Here is an 18,667-nt window from a genome sequence, read left to right as displayed (position 1 = left end):
TGAAACGCCAAGGAGGAGGATCGCGTGCGGATCGTGTTTATGGGCACCCCAAAGTATGCGGCGACCATACTGGACAATCTTATAGCTCATCACGAAGTGGTCGGTGTTTTTACGCGCCCTGATGCGGTGCGTGGTCGCGGACGTGAACTTCAACCGAGTCCGGTTCGTGAGTTGGCTGATCGGGCAGGTATTCCTGTTTTTACACCGACCACGCTGCGCGATAATGCCATCTACGATGTGATTGCTTCGTTGCAACCAGAGGTAATTTGCGTTGCGGCGTATGGGGCAATTCTTCCGCCGCGTATTTTGTCGCTTCCGCGATACGGCTGTCTTAATGTACATGCTTCCTTGTTGCCGCACTGGCGCGGTGCGGCGCCGATTGAGCGCGCTATCCTTGCCGACGATGAGGAAACGGGCGTCTGCGTTATGCGTATGGAAGAGGGGCTTGATACCGGTGACTACTGTGTTGTTCGAACAACACAGATTAACGGTAAAGGAACCGTCGAACTGACCGCTGAATTAGCCGACCTTGGTTCGCAGGCGCTTTTAACAGCATTGACGTTGCTTGCAGAGGGTCATATTGAATGGACCGCGCAAGATGATTTCTTTAGTACCTATGCCGATAAAATTGGTAAAGGCGAACTCAACTTAATACCTGCCGATGAAGTTCGTCGCGCTACCCGTAAGGTGCAGGCTTCGTCGCCAGCGCATCCGGCACGCTGTCTTATTGCGTCGCGTCCGTGCACGGTTGTGCGTGCTCATCGTGAGCCAAGCCGTCTATTGCGCGAGCGTATGCGCATTTCAGAAGGGCATACGGTACTTTTTCAAAAGAAACTTTACTTGGGATTTTCAGACGGCGCGCTTGAGATCGACGAAGTTCGTCCCGATGGTAAGCGCACAATGACTGGTCGTGATTTTGCAGCTGGTATTCAAAATATCAAAAGTGGGGTTATCACCTGGGAGTCATTAGATGTCTGAGCTTTCCTGCGCGCGGCGCCTTGCCGTAGAGATCGGCCGCGATGCGCGTGAGCGCAAAGCATTTGCTTCGGATCTTCTTGATGCGCGATTGGGTAAAAGCGGCTTGAATGCTGCTGATCGTGCGTTTACCCGTGTGCTAGTTCTTGGCGTGGTAGCAACGGTTGGCACTCTTGATGAGGTGATTGGACGCTGTCTTGATCGGGCAGGGGATGTTGGTCTGCAGCTGCGTGATGCTCTGCGTGTGAGTACCTATGAAATTATCTTTCTGAATAAAGATGCCTATGTGGCCGTTGATCAGGGAGTTGAACTGGCTGCATTTGTGCAGCCACGCGCCCGCCGTCTTGCTAATGCGGTGTTGCGTCGCATTATGGCAGCTCGCAAGTCGTTTCCCTTTGGCGATCCACAAACTGACGATGCTGCACTTGCGCGCTTGTACGGGTTTCCACTCTGGATGGCACAGATGTTTATCGCCGAGATGGGTCGCACGTCAGCGGAACAATTTATGGCAGCCAGTAATGAACCGGCATCGGTTTACTTTGGTGTAAACGCGCTCTGTACGTCGGATGCGGCAATTGAAAATGCGTTTACCCGCGAAAAGATTACGCTTAAACCGGTGACATTGCCCGTTGTATCTGCTGGTGAATCATCTGCACAGAGGATGCCCTCTACCCACAGAGCACCTACTACACAGACGGCGTCCTCTCTACACGGGGCATTCGCTACCCACAAGGAGTTTTCAGGCGATACAGAATCATCTGCGCGAACGGTAACGATTTCCGGCTGTTTTGAGGCGCCACATGCCTCGACGGTGACATCGCACGTAGCGCGTCGTGCATTCGATCAGGGGCAGCTGCTCGTTAGTGATGCGGCGGCACAAGCAGTTGCTTTACTGGCGCTACCCGATGTTGCTCCCACATCGTTTCTTGAGGTCGGTTCAGGGCGCGGGACGAAAACCATCTTGCTGCAATCGAATGCGTATCGCCGTTTTGGCACGCAGATGGATCTTACCTGTGTGGATGACCATGAATTCAAGATGAATGTCGCCTCAAGTCGAGCAGAGCGCTATGGTGCGCATATTTCACACCCGCTTGTAGCTGATGGACGCACGTTGTCACCTGCTCGATTCAATGCCGGCTTTGCAGCGGCGCTCGTTGATGCGCCTTGCTCCGGGCTTGGTACCTTGCGCCGTCATCCAGAAATACGTTGGCGGCTAGCACCACGCGATATTGCGGCACTTGCCGAACTTGAATTGGACCTCATAACAGCTGCTGCTCGCTTGGTGGTGCCCTTTGGGCAGTTGACCTATGCAACCTGTACGGTCAGTGCCGCAGAAAACGAAGGTGTGATAAAACGATTTCTCGCTTCGGATACGGGTAAGCAGTGGCGTATTGTACCCACGCCCGTGGGGGGTGCTTCGAAGCTCTTTTTTAAGACAACATTAACCGCTGGGGGATGTGACGCGCATTTCGCTTGCCGCCTGCGGCGGATTAACTGAAGAAGCGTATAATAAATTGCCTAAATAAACTCGTTTTGTGGGCTGATAGAAGGGCGCCTTTGCGCCATTGGGAAGGATGGAACTTCATGCAAGCCGAACGTATCATGGAATTCGTGCGCGTAGCAGAATCGGCTGCTCTCGCTTGTGAGCGCTGGTGTGGCAGAGGCGATAAAGTTGCTGCCGATCAGGCTGCTACGACAGCTATGCGCGAGGCATTTAATAGCATCGACTTTTCTGGGCGCATTGTCATCGGCGAAGGCGAGCGCGATGAAGCGCCCATGCTCTTTATTGGCGAAGAGCTTGGTCGTGGTGGCGAGGAAATTGATATCGCAGTCGACCCGCTGGAAGGCACAAACTTGTGCGCCTACGACCGCCCTGCTGCGTGGTGCACTATTGCAGTCGCTCCACGCGGTGCTTTACTCTATGCGCCGGATACCTACATGTGGAAAGTTGCTGCTGGTCCTGCTTGTCGCGGGAAGATCAGCGTGGATGCATCACCATCCGATAACGTAGCTGCTATCGCCCAGGCGCTGAATAAGCCCATTTCAGAGGTATGCGTATGCATTCTCGATCGTCCGCGCCATGCTGACATGATTGCCGAGCTTCATAAAACGGGATGTCGCGTGAAGACTATCGACGATGGTGATGTGTACTGGTGTATTGCCACTGCACTGCCGGGCAGCGGTGTCGATGCCGTTATGGGTGCTGGCGGATCGCCCGAAGCGGTGCTTTCGGCGTGTGGCCTCAAAGCGGTTGGTGGTGCCTTCTCGGCTCGGTTGGGTTTTGAAGTTGACCCTGACGGCGTTGAAAAACGCGCTCGTGCTGAAAAGATGACTGACATCGATCTTGATGCAGTCTTGTCGATGGATGATTTAGTACGCAGTGACGATGCACTGTTTATCGGCGCGGGTGTTACTAATTCTGAATTACTCAAGGGTGTTCAGGTGTTTTCTGATGGTGCGCAATCCATTGAAACGCTTGTGCTCAATGCGTATGATTCGTCGGCTCGTATTATTCGGAGCTGCCACCGCGGAGAGACTGGTCAGATTCACCTCTAGGATCGTATTGCAGCTTGCTTATCGCATGGCAGCTCGATCGAACGAGAAACCTGCAGGTTGTTTTTCTTCCTGCAGGTTTTCTTATTGCAATCTCAATTAGTATTGCGGCTTGATTCAGATGAAACTTGCAGGTCGTTGGCTCAGCACTTGACACGATTTAATCGAACCCGAATGTTTGCAGCTCGATTCAGTGAAGCGTGGGAGCAGTCTCTCTATTCCTAGCGTTTCAGATCGAGCCGCAAAATTCTGTGCACATATTTCAGTATGGACGTACTAGATTAAGCCATCTTTCTTATCAGCTTCGGCAGGGAGACCCGCTGCTTGTTCGTCGTGGCGCCTGATAGCAACACGACGAATTTTGCCGTTAACAGTTTTGGGAAGCTTGTCGACATAATCGATGATGCGTGGATATTTGTAGGGTGCCGTCAGATTTTTTACCCATTGTTGCAGTTCGCTCGTCAGTTCATCGGTGCCCTCGAACCCATCAGCAAGTACTACCGTTGCTTTAACTGCAAAGCCGCGCAGTGGATCGGCGATGCCGGTAACTGCTGTCTCGCGTACCGCTTCATGCTGCAAAAGGATGCTTTCGATTTCAAAGGGCCCAATGCGATAGCCAGAGCTCTTGATAACATCGTCGTTGCGCCCAACGTACCAGAAGTAGCCATCTTCGTCTTTCCAAGCAGTATCGCCTGTGTGATACCAGCCATTGCAGATGGCTGCGTCGGTCTTTTCAGGGTCGCGATAATAGCCCATCATAATACCGTGGGTGCTCGTATCCATTCGAATGCAGATTTCACCCGTTTCCCCTGTTGGGCAGGTGGTATCATCGGGATGATGAATCTCAACTTCGTACTGCGGCACCGCTTTGCCCATGCTGCCTAAGCGTGGTGTCATGCCGGTAAGATTTGCAACGGTAAGCGGTGTTTCGGTCTGGCCGAAGCCTTCAAAGATTTCAAGACCGGTGTGTTGCTTCCAGAAATCAAATAAATCAGGGTTGAGTGCCTCGCCGGCCGTGGTGCAATAGGTAAGACTGGACAGGTCGAAAGCGTCAAGATCCACTTCGCGGAACATGCGATACATCGTTGGTGGGCAGCAGAGTGTGCTTACCTGATAACGTGCGATCAATGAAAGAATTTCATCGGCATGGAAGCGGTCGAAATCATAGGTGAGTACGCATGCTTCCATAAACCATTGGCCATAATACTTGCCCCAGACCGCTTTACCCCAACCGGTATCAGCAATGGTAAAGTGCAGTCCGCCGTCACTTTTGACATTGTGCCAATGTTTAGCGGTTAAGATATGCGCGACGGCATAGCCTGAATCGTGCATAACCATCTTTGGTTGACCGCTCGTGCCGCTTGAGAAGTACATGAGCATCGGGTCTGCTGCAGCTGTCTGACGGCGAGAGAAGTGCTCACTTGCCGCGCGTACAGCGGTGTTAAAGTCGATCCAGCCCGGTCGCGCTTCAGCTGCTTTGCAGATACCGTCCGGTCCTGACAAGGCACTTCCATAGCCAGCTGTGCGTACTGCGTGAGCGTCCATCATGCCGCCGCCGGCGCCGTTGACGATAAATCGTGCCTTTAAACTGGGACATTCGCTGACAACTGCATCGGTAACCTCGGCAATGTCGCCACATGAAGTGCAGACAACCGCCTTGGCTTCACAGCGATTGATGCGATAGATAAGATCATGTTCCTTCAGCATAAAGGTGGCAGGAACCATGACCGCACCAAGCTTGGCAAGCGCGGTTGCAATAAACCAGAATTGATAATGCCGACGTACGATAACTAAAACCATGTCGCCTGATCCGATACCGTGTTCAGCAAACATATTTGCGGTTTTGTCCGACCAGCGCTTCATGTCGGCAAAGGTAAAGCGATGTTCTTCACCTTCAGGATTACACCAGATCATAGCCGGACGAGCGGGGTCAGCCTCGGCGATATCATCAACCACGTCATAGCCAAAATTGAAGGTATCGGGGTAATGAACGCGGAAGCGGGTAAGCATGCCGTCTTCGTCAAACGACTCGTCAACATAGTGCAAGTTGATGTTTCTCATAGTATGTCTTTCAGGACAGAGGGGGATAACCCCTGATGTGTGCAGATAGGGATGAGTGGCGGTAGCGGCGCGCAACCAAAACGGTAGGCGCCTAGAGAATCTGCTGTCCGCGGGGTTTCATAACCAAGGCAAGGAAGACGCACGGTTGGCCATCAATGGCGATCATTCCGTGTGGACGTCCTGAATCGTATAGTACGCTATCTCCAGGTCCGAGCTCTTCGATATGTTCATCATGCTGAAAGCGTAGACGCCCACTGATGACATAGTCGAATTCCTGACCAGCATGATTGGATAGATGGATAGGTTTATCCTGTTCACCGGCTGAGTACGGTGCTGTTACCACAAACGGTTCGCACATTCTGCCGTGGAGGTACGGCGCTTTATGAAGGTATTCAAATTGGGCGCGCCGTTTAATAGAAAGACCCTCGTCGGCACGTGTAAGGGTGTATCCATTCAAATGGGGGGCTTCACCCGTGAGCAATTCGACAACATCTACGCCCAGTCGATCAGCTGCTTTACTTAAAAAGGTAAAGGTTAAGTCACGCACACCGCTTTCTTGTGCGATGTACTCTTCAATTGAACGGCCGGTTGCTTGAGCCATCTCTGGCAGGGAGATGCCCATGTCCTCGCGCAGTGCACAAATACGGCGCGCGACCTCTTGTGTGTCGATGTTCATCGCATACCCCCTTCGTAGTCTCGTCTGTCTACTTGCCTATAGCTTGCGGTTTTTTGATTTTAATTCATTTTCATTGTCTATTTGCGCAAAGATAGTGGCTGCGTCGATTTTTCACGCAGAGCTGTTTTTGGCAGTTCAAGGATTGTCTCGATCGGACTGCCTGTGCTATGTTACCGCCCACATATCATTTACGCGATAGCGTGAGGAATAGTGGAATACGTTCGGTATCGCCATTGCCATACGCTTTGAAGGGGGTGGGTTGATGTCTGAGGTTTCGCTATTTAACAGAGCCAAGAAAGAAATGCCAGAGGTCGATGCACTAGCGGCTCTTCCAACGCTACCGACATCTCTTGGTAATCTACCCTCAATTGTTGTGGTGTGCGGCTATTACGGTGTTGGCAAGACAACCTTTTCGCTTAACTTAGCTATTGCAGCTGCACGCGCTGGTCGGCAGGTAGTGTTGGCTGATCTTGATGTGGTGAATCCGTATTTCCGCTCAAGTGATAGTGTCGAGGTATTACATACTCACAGTGTTGATCTTATTGCACCTCCGTTTGCCGGAACGTCACTTGATACACCCGTTGTTTCGGGTCAGGTCGAGGCGGCCATTGATGCAGCGCGTATGCGGCCAGGTGGGTTACTGGTGCTTGATGCGGGTGGCGACGATGCTGGTGCGCGCGTGTTGGGACGTTTAGCTGCCTCAATCGCACGCGATTCCTATGAATTTTTCTATGTGGTCAATGCCTGTCGTGAAGAACATCCCGACGCTGATGCCGCAGTGCAAATGCTTCAAAGCCTTGAGGAAGCGGCGCGCTTGCAGGCAACGGGTGTGATTAGCAATGCGCATCTTGCTGGTGAAACAACAGCGGCAGTCATTGCAGAAGGGGAGCGGTTTGCGCGCGTGGTGTCCACGAAGTTGAGCCTTCCCTTGGTGACAACTACCTATCCGCTTGAAATGCTGCAAGAATCCGTGTTGTTGGCGGAGCAGGACACCGAAATGGGCGTTTCCGGTGAAAATTACACGGACGTTTCCCAAAAAAGCGACACTGTCGCCGGCGAAAGTCGCTTTGGTGTGCGACTATACGTCAAAGCTCCTTGGGATACGCCTTGGGGCAGGGTGTAGATTTGCCCTACCGTGCGCTTAAGCAGACGCGCATATCGAAGCTAACTATATAAGAGGGTGCAGACGTGTCTCTAATCATCGTTGATGAATCCTATTGCAAAGGATGTGGTCTGTGCGTCGATGCCTGCCCTGAAGGTATCGTCGCCTTAGCAGATGATCGCATCAATGAAAAAGGGTATCATCCGGCCATTTTGACCAATGAAGCAGCCTGTACAGCCTGTTCAAGCTGTGCAACGATGTGCCCAGATGTGGCCATCACGGTCGTAAGGAGTCGATAATGGGCGATAAGGTTTTAATGAAAGGTAACGAAGCGCTCGCAGCTGCTGCGCTGCGTGCCGGATGTCGCTTTTACTTCGGCTATCCCATTACGCCCCAGACAGAAATCGCTGCTTATATGAGCAAGGTTATGCCGCGTATTGGTGGAGCCTTTTTGCAGGCAGAAAGCGAAATCTCAGCAATCAATATGCTCTATGGTGCCGCGGCGGCAGGTGCGCGAGCTATGACCTCGTCTTCTTCTCCGGGAATTTCTTTAAAGGGTGAAGGGATTTCTTACATGGCTGGCGCCGATCTTCCAGGTGTAATCGTCAATGTTGAGCGTGGCGGCCCAGGTCTTGGCAGTATTCAGCCCTCACAGCAAGATTACTGGCAAGCAACGCGCGCCATGGGTCATGGTGATTCTCGACACATTGTCTACGCGCCGTCGACTGTGCAAGAAATGGCTGATCTGACCTATTTGGCATTTGATAAAGCTGACGAATATCGTATGCCGGTAATTATTCTTGCCGATGGGCTGCTGGGTCAGATGATGGAAGCAGTCAAGTTGCCTGAAGAAAAAGGCGAGCTTCCCGAAAAGCCGTGGGCGACATCAGGACACGGTGGTGCTCGGCCGCATAATATTGCAAACTCGCTCTATCTCAAGCCTGATAAGCTCGAGAAAAGCTTACTTGCACGCTACGAACGCTACGAACGCATTGAACAATCCGAACAGCGCTTCGAAGGGTTCATGCTTGAAGATGCCGAATATGTTGTTGTGGCATTTGGTGCCAGTGCTCGTATTGCGCGCAGTGCCGTTTTGAAGGCACGTGAGGAAGGTATATCAGCCGGCTTACTGCGTCCGATCACGCTTTGGCCATATCCTAACGATGCTTTGCAGGAAATGCTTGACCATGTGAAGGCATTTCTTTCCGTTGAGATGAGCATGGGGCAGATGATTGATGATATTCGCTTAGCGATTCACGACGAACGTCCGGTTTCGTTCTATGGTCGCACGGGTGGCATGATTCCTACTCCTGAAGGCGTTCTTGCCGCTATTGAGCGCGCGGCTGAGAGGACGGTGTAACCATGGCAGAAACAGAAAAAGTTATTTTCGAGCGGCCAGCATCGCTGTTGCCCGTTCAAACACATTATTGCCCCGGCTGTGGGCATGGTATCGTTCATCGTCTTGTGTCAGAAGCAATGGATAAACTTGATATCGAAGGCAAGACGGTTGGCGTAGCACCGGTCGGTTGCAGTGTGATGGCATACGACTACTTTGGATGCGACATGATAGAGGCGGCACATGGGCGCGCTCCCGCTGTCGCAACTGCTGTCAAACGCGTACTTCCCAACAATGCCGTATTCGCTTACCAGGGCGACGGCGACCTCGCAAGCATTGGTATGGCTGAAACCATTCATGCTGCTACCCGTGGCGAAAATATTACGGTCATTTTTTACAACAATGCTATCTATGGTATGACCGGCGGGCAGATGGCACCTACTACACTACCGCAGCAAGTAACGCAGACAAGCCCCTATGGGCGTGATGTGGCTGAAGCGGGATTTCCTATTCGCGTTTGTGAGCTGCTTGCTCAGCTTGACGGCGTTGCGTATCTCGAACGTGTTTCGGTGGGTAATCCCGCACAGGTGCGGAAGGCCAAGCGCGCTATTCGCAAAGCGTTTGAATATCAGCTCGCAAACCGTGGCTATACCATGATCGAAATTGTCGGTACATGTCCCACCAACTGGGGTATGACTCCCTTAGAGGCGATCAATTGGATGGAAGACAACATGCTTTCATACTATCCGCTTGGGGTGTACCGCGACGTTGTTGCTGAAGGTTTTGATACTGCGAGCGATGCTGCTGCGGCTCGTGCGCAGGCAGGCAAGAAGGAAGACTAGCTATGGCGCAGACCTCATTCATCCTTGCTGGTTTTGGCGGACAGGGGCTTCTGTTTGCAGGTAAAATCATTGCTCAGGCAGGCTTGCAGGAAGGAAGAGAAGTCTCTTGGCTTCCAAGTTATGGTCCTGAAATGCGTGGTGGCACCTGCAACTGTAGCGTTTGTGTTTCGGATACGCCTATTGGCAGCCCGCTCGTGACCGATCCGGATGTGGTTATTGCCATGAACCAACCCAGTGTGGCGAAATTCATGGGGACTATCAAACCAGGTGGGTTGCTGATTGTTGATAGCACTCTTGTTGAAGAGGTCGATGGGCGTGATGACATCACCATATATCGCCTGCCTGCGACACATCTGGCTGAAGAAAACGGTTTTCCAAAACTCGCTAACGTCATTCTTACGGGTAAAGCCTTCCGTGAGACGGGCTTTTGTAAGCGGGAAAGTATTGATGAAGCGCTGCGCGCCGTTATCCCAGCGCGCAAAAAAAATCTGCTCGAGCCCAATCAGAAGGCACTGGCCTTAGGGATAGAGCTGTAGTTTTCGTCATAGCTGCTCATGGTGGACTTGATGGCGTCCTCTATCTTACTGGCTGCTTACCTACTTGACGGGTCTGGCGGACACGCGCACATGACGGGACTTTCGCAAACTTGAGGTAGGTACTGCTTAATAAGAATTCCTGTATGGTACGGAAAAGCAGCGGTAAAGAATAAAAGCACGAGGATATTGTATCTTCGTGCTTTTCCTTGCCAAGCGCGCCTATCTGTGGTTATATGCAAGCGTCTTTAAAAGCGGTACAGAGAGACCGACAAGGCTTGCAAGGCGCGTGTAGTAAAAGCTAAAGCGTCTTTCTTGAACGAGGAGCCTTTGTCTGTCGCAAAGGCATTTTTTATGCCCTGCGGCGGGCACGATGGAGCGGGGGCGTCCCATCGGCACAAGGTCGTTCTGTACGCACTCATGACTGAGAGGAGTGTGTATGAACAGAAACCGACAAGCGAGTTCTGTGTGCATGGATGCTGCAGAAATCGAACGTTCGCTGACACGTATTGCACATCAAGTGCTGGAAGTGAACCATGGCACCAAGGATTTGGCGCTGGTTGGTATCGTCACACGTGGTGACATGCTAGCTGAAAAACTCGTTCGTAAGATAGCAGATATTGAGGGGGTGGACATTCCCTTAGGCCATCTAGATATCAGCTTCTATCGCGACGATTATCTTACTCACCTTGCCCCCGAGGTACATGGTACAAACATCCCCTTTGATATCGACGGCAAGCATATTGTGCTTGTCGATGACATTCTCTTTACCGGTCGCACGATCCGTGCAGCGCTCGATGCGCTCATGGACCTTGGACGCCCACAGACCGTACAGCTTGCCGTGCTTGTTGATCGTGGTCATCGCGAGCTGCCCATTCGTGCTGACTACGTTGGTAAAAACGTGCCATCAGCAGCTGATGAAAGCGTGCGTCTGTTCCTTGAGGAAGTCGACGGACGATCTGAGGTGGACGTTTTTACCGTTGAGCCGGGGTCGCGTGCCGGTGCGGCTCCTTTGGGAGGGAATGAGTAATGGCTTTCAATCATAAGAATCTCATTGATATTCGCGAATATTCGGCAGATGACATTATGCAACTGCTTGAAACTGCGGTTTCCTTCATGGAAGTCAATGAACGCAAGATTAAGAAGGTGCCGCTGCTCAAGGGCATGACGGTTGTCAATATGTTTAATGAACCGTCGACCCGTACGCGTTCAAGCTTTGAACTGGCTGAAAAGCGTTTATCGTGCGATAGCTTGAACTTTGGGGGCAAGAGTACGTCGTTAGTGAAGGGCGAAAGTCTTGTTGATACCCTTGAAACGCTTGATGCCTACAAAATCGATATGGTCATTGTGCGTGACAAACATGCTGGTGTTCCCCATTTAATTTCGCAGCATACCGATGCGGCTGTGATTGATGCAGGCGACGGCAAGCACAATCACCCCACTCAGGCGCTTTTGGATTTGTTTTCCATTTGGCGGGCGAAAGGAACGCTTGAGGGTCTTTCGGTTGGTATTGTGGGTGACATCGGTCATTCACGAGTTGCGGGCTCGCTTGTACCGGCGTTAAAAATTATGGGTTGTACCGTCACCTTGATTGCACCGAATACCTTGTTGCCGGCTATGCCAGAATTGCTCGGTGCCGATGCGGTTACCGCCGATCTTGATGCGGTTTTGCCTGAACTGGATGTCGTATATATGCTGCGTATTCAGCGTGAACGGTTAGAGGGAGCACCATTCCCGAGTCTGCGTGAGTACAACATGCTTTTCGGACTTACGCGTCAACGCGAACAACTAATGCGTCCTGATGCCATTATTTGTCATCCGGGGCCCATCAACCGCGGTGTTGAACTTGATAGTTACATGGCAGATCACCCGAGTCGTTCGATGATTCTCGATCAGGTGTATGCCGGTATCTGCACACGTATGGCAGCGCTGTATCTGCTGCTGGGAGGGAGCGAAAATGGCTTTACTGCTTAAAGGAGCGCATGTTGTTGATCCGCAGGTGGCGCTCGATGGCGTGTGTGATGTACGTATCGAAGACGGCCGTATTGTCGAGGTTGGCCACGACCTCGCGACAGAAGGTGCGACCGTACGTGACCTGTCAGGTAAGTATCTTGTCCCTGGCTTGGTAGATATGCATGTTCATTTACGCGAGCCCGGCGGCGAGCAGAAAGAAGATATTGCAAGCGGTACCCGTGCAGCAGTGCATGGTGGCTTTACGGCAGTTTGCTGTATGCCGAACACTGAACCAGCCATTGATAATGGGGTAGCGGTCGAAGCGGTTAAAGGTATTGCCGCCCGCGAAGGTGCTTGTCGCGTTCATGTTTCTGGCACTCTGACGCATGGTCGCAAGGGTGAGATCATTTCCGAAATGGGAGATATGGTCAAGCACGGTGCGGTGGCATTCACCGATGATGGGGGAAGTCCACAAGATGCGGGCATTATGCGCTTAGTCATGGATTATGCGCACCAGTTCGGGCGAGCAGTTATGTCGCACTGCCAAGATACTGGTCTCGTTGGAGCGGGACAAATCAACGAAGGTGCTGCGTCAACTCGCCTTGGTATTCTTGGCTGGCCCGCAGCGGGTGAAGAACTCCAGATCGCACGCGATATTGCCCTCTGTCGCCTTACCGGGACTCATCTGCACATTCAGCACATTACCACCGCGCGCGGTGTTGAAGAGGTGCGTCGGGCAAAAGCCGAAGGCCTGCCTGTTACGTGTGAAGTTACTCCACATCATCTGTTCTTGAATGAAGATGCGCTCGATGAAACGTACAACACAAATTTGAAGGTTAACCCGCCGCTACGCACACAGGCCGACAACGACGCGCTTATCGCGGCGCTTGCTAATGGCACGATTGATGCTATTGCTACCGACCATGCGCCCCATACCGATTGGGAAAAGGATTGCGAATTTGAGATTGCTGCTTTTGGCATGACCGGTCTTGAAACATCGCTCGCGCTTGTTTGGACCCAGCTTGTCGAAACGGGTGTTATCGATTGTTCTCGTATGGTGGAAGCGATGGCTATCGCCCCTCGCCGTATTCTTCAGGTTGAGCAAGTATCGATTCAGCCAGACAGTCCAGCTGACCTGACGGTTTTCGACCCTGAAGCCAATTGGACCGTCACGGTCGAAGACTTCCAGAGCAAGGCGAAAAACTCCGGTTTTATCGGCGCTCAGCTGCATGGTCGCGCAACTGATGTGTATGTTGCTGGCGTTGCCAAGATGCAGGACGGCAAAATTCTTGTCTAAGTAGGAGAAACACGTACTGAGATCTGTCTTAAGCGTAAGCGTGCTTGCAGTGGATAGAGGCGATAGTGGCGCACATTATCGGCAGTGACCAGGGCTTGTTTAAGGCGAGCACATGCCCGCATACGGGATAACTGGTGGGTATTCTGAAGTGATGAATACCCACCATCAGTAGAAAAACCTAAGGGGAAGCAATGGAGAGAGCCGAACTCGTCTGTGAGACGGGTCGCATTATCGAGAACAGCGCGGTTGGTCCAAACCTGTATGTCATGCGTATCGAATCACCGCGCATTGCCCAAACAGTTCAACCGGGACAGTTTATCCACCTGCGCGTGCCGGGTATGGAGGGCCATATTCTGCGGCGACCTTTTTCGATTTACGATGTCGTTGTTCCGTCTGGCTGCCTTGATGTTCTCTATCAAGAGCGCGGGTTTGGTAGCCGCCATATGACACACCTTGTTGCAAACCAGCTGGTTGATAATATCGGGCCAGTTGGTCGGGGGTGGTCACTGCCACAAGACATCACGCGGGTGCTTATTGTGGGAGGCGGCGTGGGTGCCGCACCATTGCTTATGCAAACGCGAGTACTTGTGAGCGCTGGGGTAGTAGTTGATGTAGTGCTTGGCGCTCAAACAAAGAATACCCTTGTAACGCTTGATCGCTTTGAAGCAACGGGAGCACACATTCATGTTGCTACCGATGACGGTAGCTCTGGTGTGGCGGGATTCTGCACCATTCCTGCTGCTGAATTGCTCGAAGCTCATCACTATGATCTGGTTGCGTGCTGCGGACCTGAACCACTCATGCGCCGCATTGCCGATACAGCACATCAGGCAGGCGTTTATTGCGAAGTATCGCTTGAACGTCGCATGGCATGTGGTGTGGGCGCCTGCCTTTCCTGTGTGGTTGAAACATCGAAAGGAAGACAACGCGCCTGTGTTGATGGCCCTATCTTTAATGCACGTGAGGTGGTGTGGTCATGACAGCGGTTAATTTCGCGGTTAATCTCGGCGGCCTAGCGATGAAAAACCCCGTGACGGTTGCGTCGGGGACGTATGCGGCTGGTCGTGAATATCATCCGTTTGTATCCGTTGACATCCTTGGTGCGGTTACGACAAAGGGCGTATCCCTTTCAGGCTGGGCGGGAAATGATGCACCTCGTATTGCGGAAACTCCTTCCGGCATGCTTAATTCCATTGGATTGCAAAACCCCGGCGTTGCTGCTCTGCGTGCTGGCGATCTTGCCTGGCTGGCGCAGTATGACGTGCCGGTTATCGTGAATGTATCTGGTCATAGTCCGCAGGAATATGTGCAGGTTATTGAGGCGCTTGAAGAAGACGACCGGGTGAGTGCTTACGAGGTAAATATCAGTTGTCCGAATGTTGATGCAGGTGGTATGACGTTCGGGACGACGTGTGATGGCGTCGAAACGGTAGTGTCAGGCTGTCGTGCTGTAACCAATCGCCCGATGATCGTTAAGCTTTCTCCTAATGTGACGGATATTGCTGAAATCGCGCGTGCTGCAGAAGCGGCGGGCGCCGATGCTATTTCACTCATTAATACTCTGCTCGGTATGGCTATTGATGCAGACAGTCGCACGCCGGTTCTTGCCCGTGTGGTGGGTGGCTTGTCTGGTCCAGCCGTCAAGCCAGTGGCGCTGCGCATGGTGTGGGAAGTGAGCCGCGCTGTTTCACTGCCGCTGCTTGGTATGGGCGGTATCACCAATGGCACCGATGCGGTGGAATTCATGCTTGCTGGGGCAACAGCAGTAGCAGTCGGGACGGCAAATTTCATGAACCCCTTTGCAACACAGCAGGTGATAGATGGTATTCAAGCCTACTGCGAACGTCAGGGTGTTGACGATGTCAACGATTTAGTAGGGGGGTTGCAATGCTAATTCCATGGCAAAACGCACCAGCACGTGAGCGCATTATCGTGGCGCTTGATTGTGAAAAAGACCGCGCGCTTGAACTTGCCGATATACTTGCTGGTCACGCACGGTGGCTGAAAGTTGGCATGACGCTCTTTTATGCGCTTGGTCCTTCTATCATTCACGATTTAAAAGAACGTGGCTTCAATATATTTCTCGATCTGAAGTTCCATGATATTCCACATCAGGTGTTTGGTGCTGCGGCATCCGCTACGCATGCCGGTGCCGATATGTTGACCATGCATACCTTAGGCGGCGAAGAAATGATGCGCGCTGCGGTACAGGGTGCCAATAAGGCAGCTGCTGAAGGGGGGAGTGAACCTCCCGTCATGCTTGGCATTACGGTGCTTACGAGCATGAATCAAGCTGCTCTTTCATCGCTTAATATTGCTCTGCCGATTGCCGATCAAGTGCAAGCCATGGCGCGCTTGGCATATACCGCGCAGGCACACGGTGTGGTTGCGTCTCCCCAGGAAGCGTCAGCTCTGCGTGTACTACTTGGGCCCGATGCATATATTGTGACACCTGGTGTACGACCACGTGGATCGGCTCTCGACGATCAGAGCCGTGTGGCTGATCCAGCTTCTGCTATTGCTCAGGGCGCCTCGCATCTGGTTATTGGTCGCCCCATTACGCAGGCGAGCGATCCCGTTGCCGCATTTGAGGAAATTGTTTCGAGTTTGGAATAATACAAAAGGCTAGAAACCGCCAGATAACGAATGATTTTACCGTCCGCTGACAGTTAATTTATGCCAGTTGAGGATGTGTAATTACCGCGGGCGAAAAATTAAGGCTACGAACAGGGATTTTTTGTATTACTATGGGTAAGGCGCAATAGGGTGCCCATATGAGAAAGCAAAGGAGATCTGGAGATGGCAATTCCTCAGCTTACCCCGGAAGAACGCAAGGCTGCTCTGGAAAAGGCCAAGGCTGCACGTATCAAGCGTGCTGAGATCCGCGACGATCTGAAGAGCGGCAAGCTCACCTTGGAAAAAGTTCTTGGTATGAAAGACGATCCCGTTGTGGGTCGCATGAAGGTTTCTACCTTGATCGAGACACTTCCCGGCTATGGCAAGGCTAAGGCCGAGAAAGTTATGGCTGAGCTGCACATTGCTGAAAGCCGTCGTTTGCGCGGTCTCGGCGAGCGCCAGGAAGCTTCCCTGCTGGAGCGTCTCGGTTAGTGTCGCGAACTGGCAACCTGTTCGTTATCTCAGGTCCATCGGGCGCGGGTAAGGGCACACTCGTAAAGCGTGTCCTTGACCGCGTCCCCGATGCATGGGTTTCCATTTCAGCTACAACCCGTGCCCCTCGTGCCGGGGAAGTTGATGGTGTCTCATATTTCTTTCTTTCTGACGATCAATTCGACGATCTTATTGCGCAAGATGGCTTCCTTGAATGGGCTTCGGTGCACACCGCGCGATATGGTACGCCTCGCGCAAGCGTAGAAGAGCGCTTAGCTGCGGGTGTTCAAGTTATTCTTGAAATAGATGTACAAGGTGCTTTTCAGGTTAAACGCTATATGCCAGAGTGCCATCTGGTTTTTATAGCTCCTCCAAGTATGGAAGAGCTGCGTGCGCGCCTCGAAGGTCGGGGAAGTGAAACTCCTGAAGCGATCGCTGAACGCATGGCGACAGCGGAAGTGGAACTTGCGCAGAAAAAGAAGTATGATTACACGGTTGTTAATGACAACCTTGATGAAGCGACCGACCAGCTGGTCGCTTATATCGAATCGCTGGCGGAACGAGAATAAGGATCAAAGAAACTATGAGTCTTATCGAACCAAAGATCGATCAGCTTCTTGAAGAAACCGATAACGACCGGTTCCTTCTTTGTGCGATTGCTTCGCGTCGGGCGCATGATATTAACGACATGCTGCGCGGTCAGCGCGATCGTGCTATTCAGCTGCAGACTGCTGTTGAAATTGCGCGCGCTTCAAACAAGAAGCCGCTCTCTATTGCGTTTGACGAAATATCCAAGGGGGAAGTCTCCTGGGATCCTGCAACCATTGATGCGCAGGCGCACTAGGTCACACCATATTTAAACAATCAAGCAGCCCGCTGTTGCCCTTTTGGGCAGGCGGGTTTCTTCATGTACCAATCTTTGCAGGGGTATACCGTGGAATTTCAACGCATCTGTTTGGTTCATTATCATGAAATTGGCCTGAAAGGTCACAATCGCGCATCGTTTGAAATGCGCTTGCTGCGCAATCTTGAGGCGCTTTTGCACGATCAACCTATTGTTACGATCCATCGTATATCTGGGCGTCTTTTGGTGTTTATTGAAGAAGGTACCACCTTTGAGACTGCGTGCGCCATCGAAGAAGCCATTGCTAAAGTGCCTGGTGTAGCGCGGGTTTCCTGTGGATATAAGTGCGAGCGCGCCATTGAGGAAATGTCTGAAGCAGCTCGTCAAGCGCTGGTGGATGTTGGCGATTTTCAATCGTTTAAAGTGGCTGCTCGAAGAAATCACACCGATTTCCCTATTGATTCCATGCAGATAAATCAGCTGGTCGGTGCAGCTTTATGCGAGGCGTTTCCCGATAAAGCGGTAAAGATGAAAGACATGGACATTCAGATTGGTGTTGAGGTTATCCAATCGGCTGCCTATGTGTATGCACGTAGCATACGTGGGGTGGGGGGTCTGCCCGTTGGATCGAGCGGACGCGTTGTGGCGCTGCTTTCAAGTGGTATTGATTCGCCGGTTGCGCTTTGGCGGATGGCGCGGCGTGGTGCTGTTTGTATAGCGGTGCATTTTAGTGGTCGTCCTCAAACGAGCGCCACCAGTGAGTTTCTTGTTGATGATATTGCCCACCTGCTCGAGCACGATGGGTGTATTGCACGCGTGTATGTTGTGCCCTTTGGTGACTATCAGCGCGAAATTGCCCTTACTGTGGCTCCTGAACTGCGAGTTATTATGTATCGACGCCTTATGTTTAAAGTGGCCGAAGCGATTGCCAATCAGGAGGGTGCGCGGGCACTGGTAACTGGCGAAAGCTTAGGTCAGGTTGCCTCGCAAACGATCGATAATATTTTCGCAACTGCTTCTGCTGTTAACCTGCCCATATTTCGTCCGCTTATTGGCACTGATAAGCAAGAGATTATTGCCGACGCACAGCGACTGGGTTCATTTCCTATTTCAAGTCAGGATGCGCCCGATTGCTGCACACTCTTTATGCCGCGTAATCCCGAAACACATGCAAAGATGGATAAAGTTCTTGCTGAAGAGGCAAAATTTCCGCAGGACGATTGGGTTAAGGAAATTGTGGCAGCTGCCGAAGTTCATGATTACACCTGTCCAGCTTATCGCCCGCCTCGTGCTGCACAGTCGCTACATTCCGACAGCATGTAGGGGATGTTAAACGCCCGCTGGCTATTCCTCGGCTGCACAATCGTCACATTCTGACACCATGTAA

At 52.0% G+C, this 18,667-nt stretch carries 20 protein-coding genes; 18 read left to right on the top strand and 2 right to left on the bottom strand.

Going from position 1 to position 18,667, the window contains the following annotated elements; all coding sequences use genetic code 11:
* Positions 1 to 24: 24 nt before the first annotated feature.
* From fmt to glpX, 3 genes are all read left to right on the top strand, one after another.
* Positions 25 to 978 (top strand): methionyl-tRNA formyltransferase, encoded by a 954-nt coding sequence (gene fmt, locus CCUR_RS03950; RefSeq protein ID WP_012803189.1) that lies wholly within the window; start codon positions 25 to 27, stop codon positions 976 to 978.
* Complete coding sequence (locus tag CCUR_RS07240; RefSeq protein WP_012803188.1) at positions 971 to 2,473, top strand: RsmB/NOP family class I SAM-dependent RNA methyltransferase; 1,503 nt, start codon at positions 971 to 973, stop codon at positions 2,471 to 2,473. The genes fmt and CCUR_RS07240 overlap by 8 nt, the downstream gene beginning before the upstream one ends.
* A gap of 86 nt (positions 2,474 to 2,559) precedes the next feature.
* Positions 2,560 to 3,531: a class II fructose-bisphosphatase gene (glpX, locus tag CCUR_RS03940; protein WP_012803187.1), complete on the top strand. Its 972-nt coding sequence runs from the start codon at positions 2,560 to 2,562 to the stop codon at positions 3,529 to 3,531.
* Between the two features lie 273 nt (positions 3,532 to 3,804).
* Here the strand turns inward: glpX and CCUR_RS03935 are convergent, their stop codons facing one another.
* Together CCUR_RS03935 and CCUR_RS03930 are read right to left on the bottom strand one after the other, a co-directional pair.
* Positions 3,805 to 5,589, bottom strand: a complete 1,785-nt coding sequence (locus CCUR_RS03935) for an AMP-binding protein (RefSeq protein ID WP_012803186.1) — start codon at positions 5,587 to 5,589, stop codon at positions 3,805 to 3,807.
* 91 nt (positions 5,590 to 5,680) lie between these two features.
* Positions 5,681 to 6,265 (bottom strand): helix-turn-helix domain-containing protein, encoded by a 585-nt coding sequence (locus CCUR_RS03930; protein WP_012803185.1) that lies wholly within the window; start codon positions 6,263 to 6,265, stop codon positions 5,681 to 5,683.
* A gap of 262 nt (positions 6,266 to 6,527) precedes the next feature.
* On the opposite strand from CCUR_RS03930, the gene CCUR_RS03925 reads away from it, so the two are divergent.
* The 15 genes from CCUR_RS03925 to thiI all read left to right on the top strand — a co-directional run bounded on the left by CCUR_RS03925 (position 6,528) and on the right by thiI (position 18,603).
* On the top strand, positions 6,528 to 7,388 hold the full coding sequence (locus CCUR_RS03925) for a tyrosine-protein kinase family protein (protein ID WP_012803184.1): 861 nt from the start codon (positions 6,528 to 6,530) through the stop codon (positions 7,386 to 7,388).
* Positions 7,389 to 7,453: 65 nt separating this feature from the next.
* A complete protein-coding gene (locus CCUR_RS03920) occupies positions 7,454 to 7,666 on the top strand; it encodes a 4Fe-4S binding protein (RefSeq protein WP_012803183.1) in 213 nt (70 codons plus the stop codon).
* The gene (vorB, locus tag CCUR_RS03915; RefSeq protein ID WP_012803182.1) at positions 7,666 to 8,727 is read left to right on the top strand and encodes a 3-methyl-2-oxobutanoate dehydrogenase subunit VorB; all 1,062 of its coding nucleotides are present in this window, start codon (positions 7,666 to 7,668) and stop codon (positions 8,725 to 8,727) included. The genes CCUR_RS03920 and vorB overlap by 1 nt, the downstream gene beginning before the upstream one ends.
* Before the next feature lie 2 nt (positions 8,728 to 8,729).
* A complete protein-coding gene (locus tag CCUR_RS03910) occupies positions 8,730 to 9,545 on the top strand; it encodes a thiamine pyrophosphate-dependent enzyme (protein WP_012803181.1) in 816 nt (271 codons plus the stop codon).
* A gap of 2 nt (positions 9,546 to 9,547) precedes the next feature.
* Entirely contained in the window at positions 9,548 to 10,081 is a 534-nt protein-coding gene (locus CCUR_RS03905) for a 2-oxoacid:ferredoxin oxidoreductase subunit gamma family protein (RefSeq protein ID WP_012803180.1), read from the top strand.
* Between the two features lie 436 nt (positions 10,082 to 10,517).
* Positions 10,518 to 11,108, top strand: a complete 591-nt coding sequence (gene pyrR / locus CCUR_RS03900; protein ID WP_012803179.1) for a bifunctional pyr operon transcriptional regulator/uracil phosphoribosyltransferase PyrR — start codon at positions 10,518 to 10,520, stop codon at positions 11,106 to 11,108.
* Positions 11,108 to 12,052: an aspartate carbamoyltransferase catalytic subunit gene (locus CCUR_RS03895; protein ID WP_012803178.1), complete on the top strand. Its 945-nt coding sequence runs from the start codon at positions 11,108 to 11,110 to the stop codon at positions 12,050 to 12,052. Before pyrR ends, CCUR_RS03895 begins: the two co-directional genes overlap by 1 nt.
* Positions 12,036 to 13,328 carry a dihydroorotase gene (locus tag CCUR_RS03890; RefSeq protein WP_012803177.1) on the top strand — a complete coding sequence of 431 codons (1,293 nt, stop codon included), beginning with the start codon at positions 12,036 to 12,038 and terminating at the stop codon, positions 13,326 to 13,328. Before CCUR_RS03895 ends, CCUR_RS03890 begins: the two co-directional genes overlap by 17 nt.
* Positions 13,329 to 13,519: 191 nt before the next feature.
* Positions 13,520 to 14,308, top strand: coding sequence for a dihydroorotate dehydrogenase electron transfer subunit (locus CCUR_RS03885; RefSeq protein ID WP_012803176.1), 789 nt, complete (start codon positions 13,520 to 13,522; stop codon positions 14,306 to 14,308).
* Entirely contained in the window at positions 14,305 to 15,222 is a 918-nt protein-coding gene (locus CCUR_RS03880; protein WP_012803175.1) for a dihydroorotate dehydrogenase, read from the top strand. The genes CCUR_RS03885 and CCUR_RS03880 overlap by 4 nt, the downstream gene beginning before the upstream one ends.
* Positions 15,216 to 15,944 (top strand): orotidine-5'-phosphate decarboxylase, encoded by a 729-nt coding sequence (gene pyrF, locus CCUR_RS03875; RefSeq protein ID WP_012803174.1) that lies wholly within the window; start codon positions 15,216 to 15,218, stop codon positions 15,942 to 15,944. Before CCUR_RS03880 ends, pyrF begins: the two co-directional genes overlap by 7 nt.
* Positions 15,945 to 16,127: 183 nt before the next feature.
* Positions 16,128 to 16,436 (top strand): integration host factor, actinobacterial type, encoded by a 309-nt coding sequence (mihF, locus tag CCUR_RS03870; protein WP_012803173.1) that lies wholly within the window; start codon positions 16,128 to 16,130, stop codon positions 16,434 to 16,436.
* On the top strand, positions 16,436 to 17,005 hold the full coding sequence (gmk, locus tag CCUR_RS03865) for a guanylate kinase (RefSeq protein WP_012803172.1): 570 nt from the start codon (positions 16,436 to 16,438) through the stop codon (positions 17,003 to 17,005). The genes mihF and gmk overlap by 1 nt, the downstream gene beginning before the upstream one ends.
* 14 nt (positions 17,006 to 17,019) lie before the next feature.
* A complete protein-coding gene (locus tag CCUR_RS03860; RefSeq protein ID WP_012803171.1) occupies positions 17,020 to 17,280 on the top strand; it encodes a DNA-directed RNA polymerase subunit omega in 261 nt (86 codons plus the stop codon).
* Positions 17,281 to 17,370: 90 nt separating this feature from the next.
* Entirely contained in the window at positions 17,371 to 18,603 is a 1,233-nt protein-coding gene (gene thiI / locus CCUR_RS03855) for a tRNA uracil 4-sulfurtransferase ThiI (RefSeq protein ID WP_012803170.1), read from the top strand.
* The last annotated feature ends 64 nt before the right edge of the window (positions 18,604 to 18,667 follow it).

The sequence above is a fragment of the Cryptobacterium curtum DSM 15641 genome (genome assembly GCF_000023845.1).
In the GTDB taxonomy this organism is placed as follows: domain Bacteria; phylum Actinomycetota; class Coriobacteriia; order Coriobacteriales; family Eggerthellaceae; genus Cryptobacterium; species Cryptobacterium curtum.
Note: the sequence above shows the minus strand (reverse complement) of the source record. Positions and strands in the feature narration are given on the sequence as shown.

Coding starts and splice junctions, on each gene's coding strand:
- CCUR_RS03890 (WP_012803177.1), top strand. CDS start 12,036: ATGGCTTTACTGCTTAAAGGAGCGCATGTTGTTGATCCGCAGGTGGCG.
- CCUR_RS03935 (WP_012803186.1), bottom strand. CDS start 5,589: ATGAGAAACATCAACTTGCACTATGTTGACGAGTCGTTTGACGAAGAC.
- CCUR_RS03880 (WP_012803175.1), top strand. CDS start 14,305: ATGACAGCGGTTAATTTCGCGGTTAATCTCGGCGGCCTAGCGATGAAA.
- CCUR_RS03925 (WP_012803184.1), top strand. CDS start 6,528: ATGTCTGAGGTTTCGCTATTTAACAGAGCCAAGAAAGAAATGCCAGAG.
- glpX (WP_012803187.1), top strand. CDS start 2,560: ATGCAAGCCGAACGTATCATGGAATTCGTGCGCGTAGCAGAATCGGCT.
- mihF (WP_012803173.1), top strand. CDS start 16,128: ATGGCAATTCCTCAGCTTACCCCGGAAGAACGCAAGGCTGCTCTGGAA.
- CCUR_RS03910 (WP_012803181.1), top strand. CDS start 8,730: ATGGCAGAAACAGAAAAAGTTATTTTCGAGCGGCCAGCATCGCTGTTG.
- CCUR_RS07240 (WP_012803188.1), top strand. CDS start 971: ATGTCTGAGCTTTCCTGCGCGCGGCGCCTTGCCGTAGAGATCGGCCGC.
- pyrR (WP_012803179.1), top strand. CDS start 10,518: ATGAACAGAAACCGACAAGCGAGTTCTGTGTGCATGGATGCTGCAGAA.
- pyrF (WP_012803174.1), top strand. CDS start 15,216: ATGCTAATTCCATGGCAAAACGCACCAGCACGTGAGCGCATTATCGTG.
- CCUR_RS03860 (WP_012803171.1), top strand. CDS start 17,020: ATGAGTCTTATCGAACCAAAGATCGATCAGCTTCTTGAAGAAACCGAT.
- CCUR_RS03905 (WP_012803180.1), top strand. CDS start 9,548: ATGGCGCAGACCTCATTCATCCTTGCTGGTTTTGGCGGACAGGGGCTT.
- CCUR_RS03895 (WP_012803178.1), top strand. CDS start 11,108: ATGGCTTTCAATCATAAGAATCTCATTGATATTCGCGAATATTCGGCA.
- CCUR_RS03885 (WP_012803176.1), top strand. CDS start 13,520: ATGGAGAGAGCCGAACTCGTCTGTGAGACGGGTCGCATTATCGAGAAC.
- vorB (WP_012803182.1), top strand. CDS start 7,666: ATGGGCGATAAGGTTTTAATGAAAGGTAACGAAGCGCTCGCAGCTGCT.
- CCUR_RS03930 (WP_012803185.1), bottom strand. CDS start 6,265: ATGAACATCGACACACAAGAGGTCGCGCGCCGTATTTGTGCACTGCGC.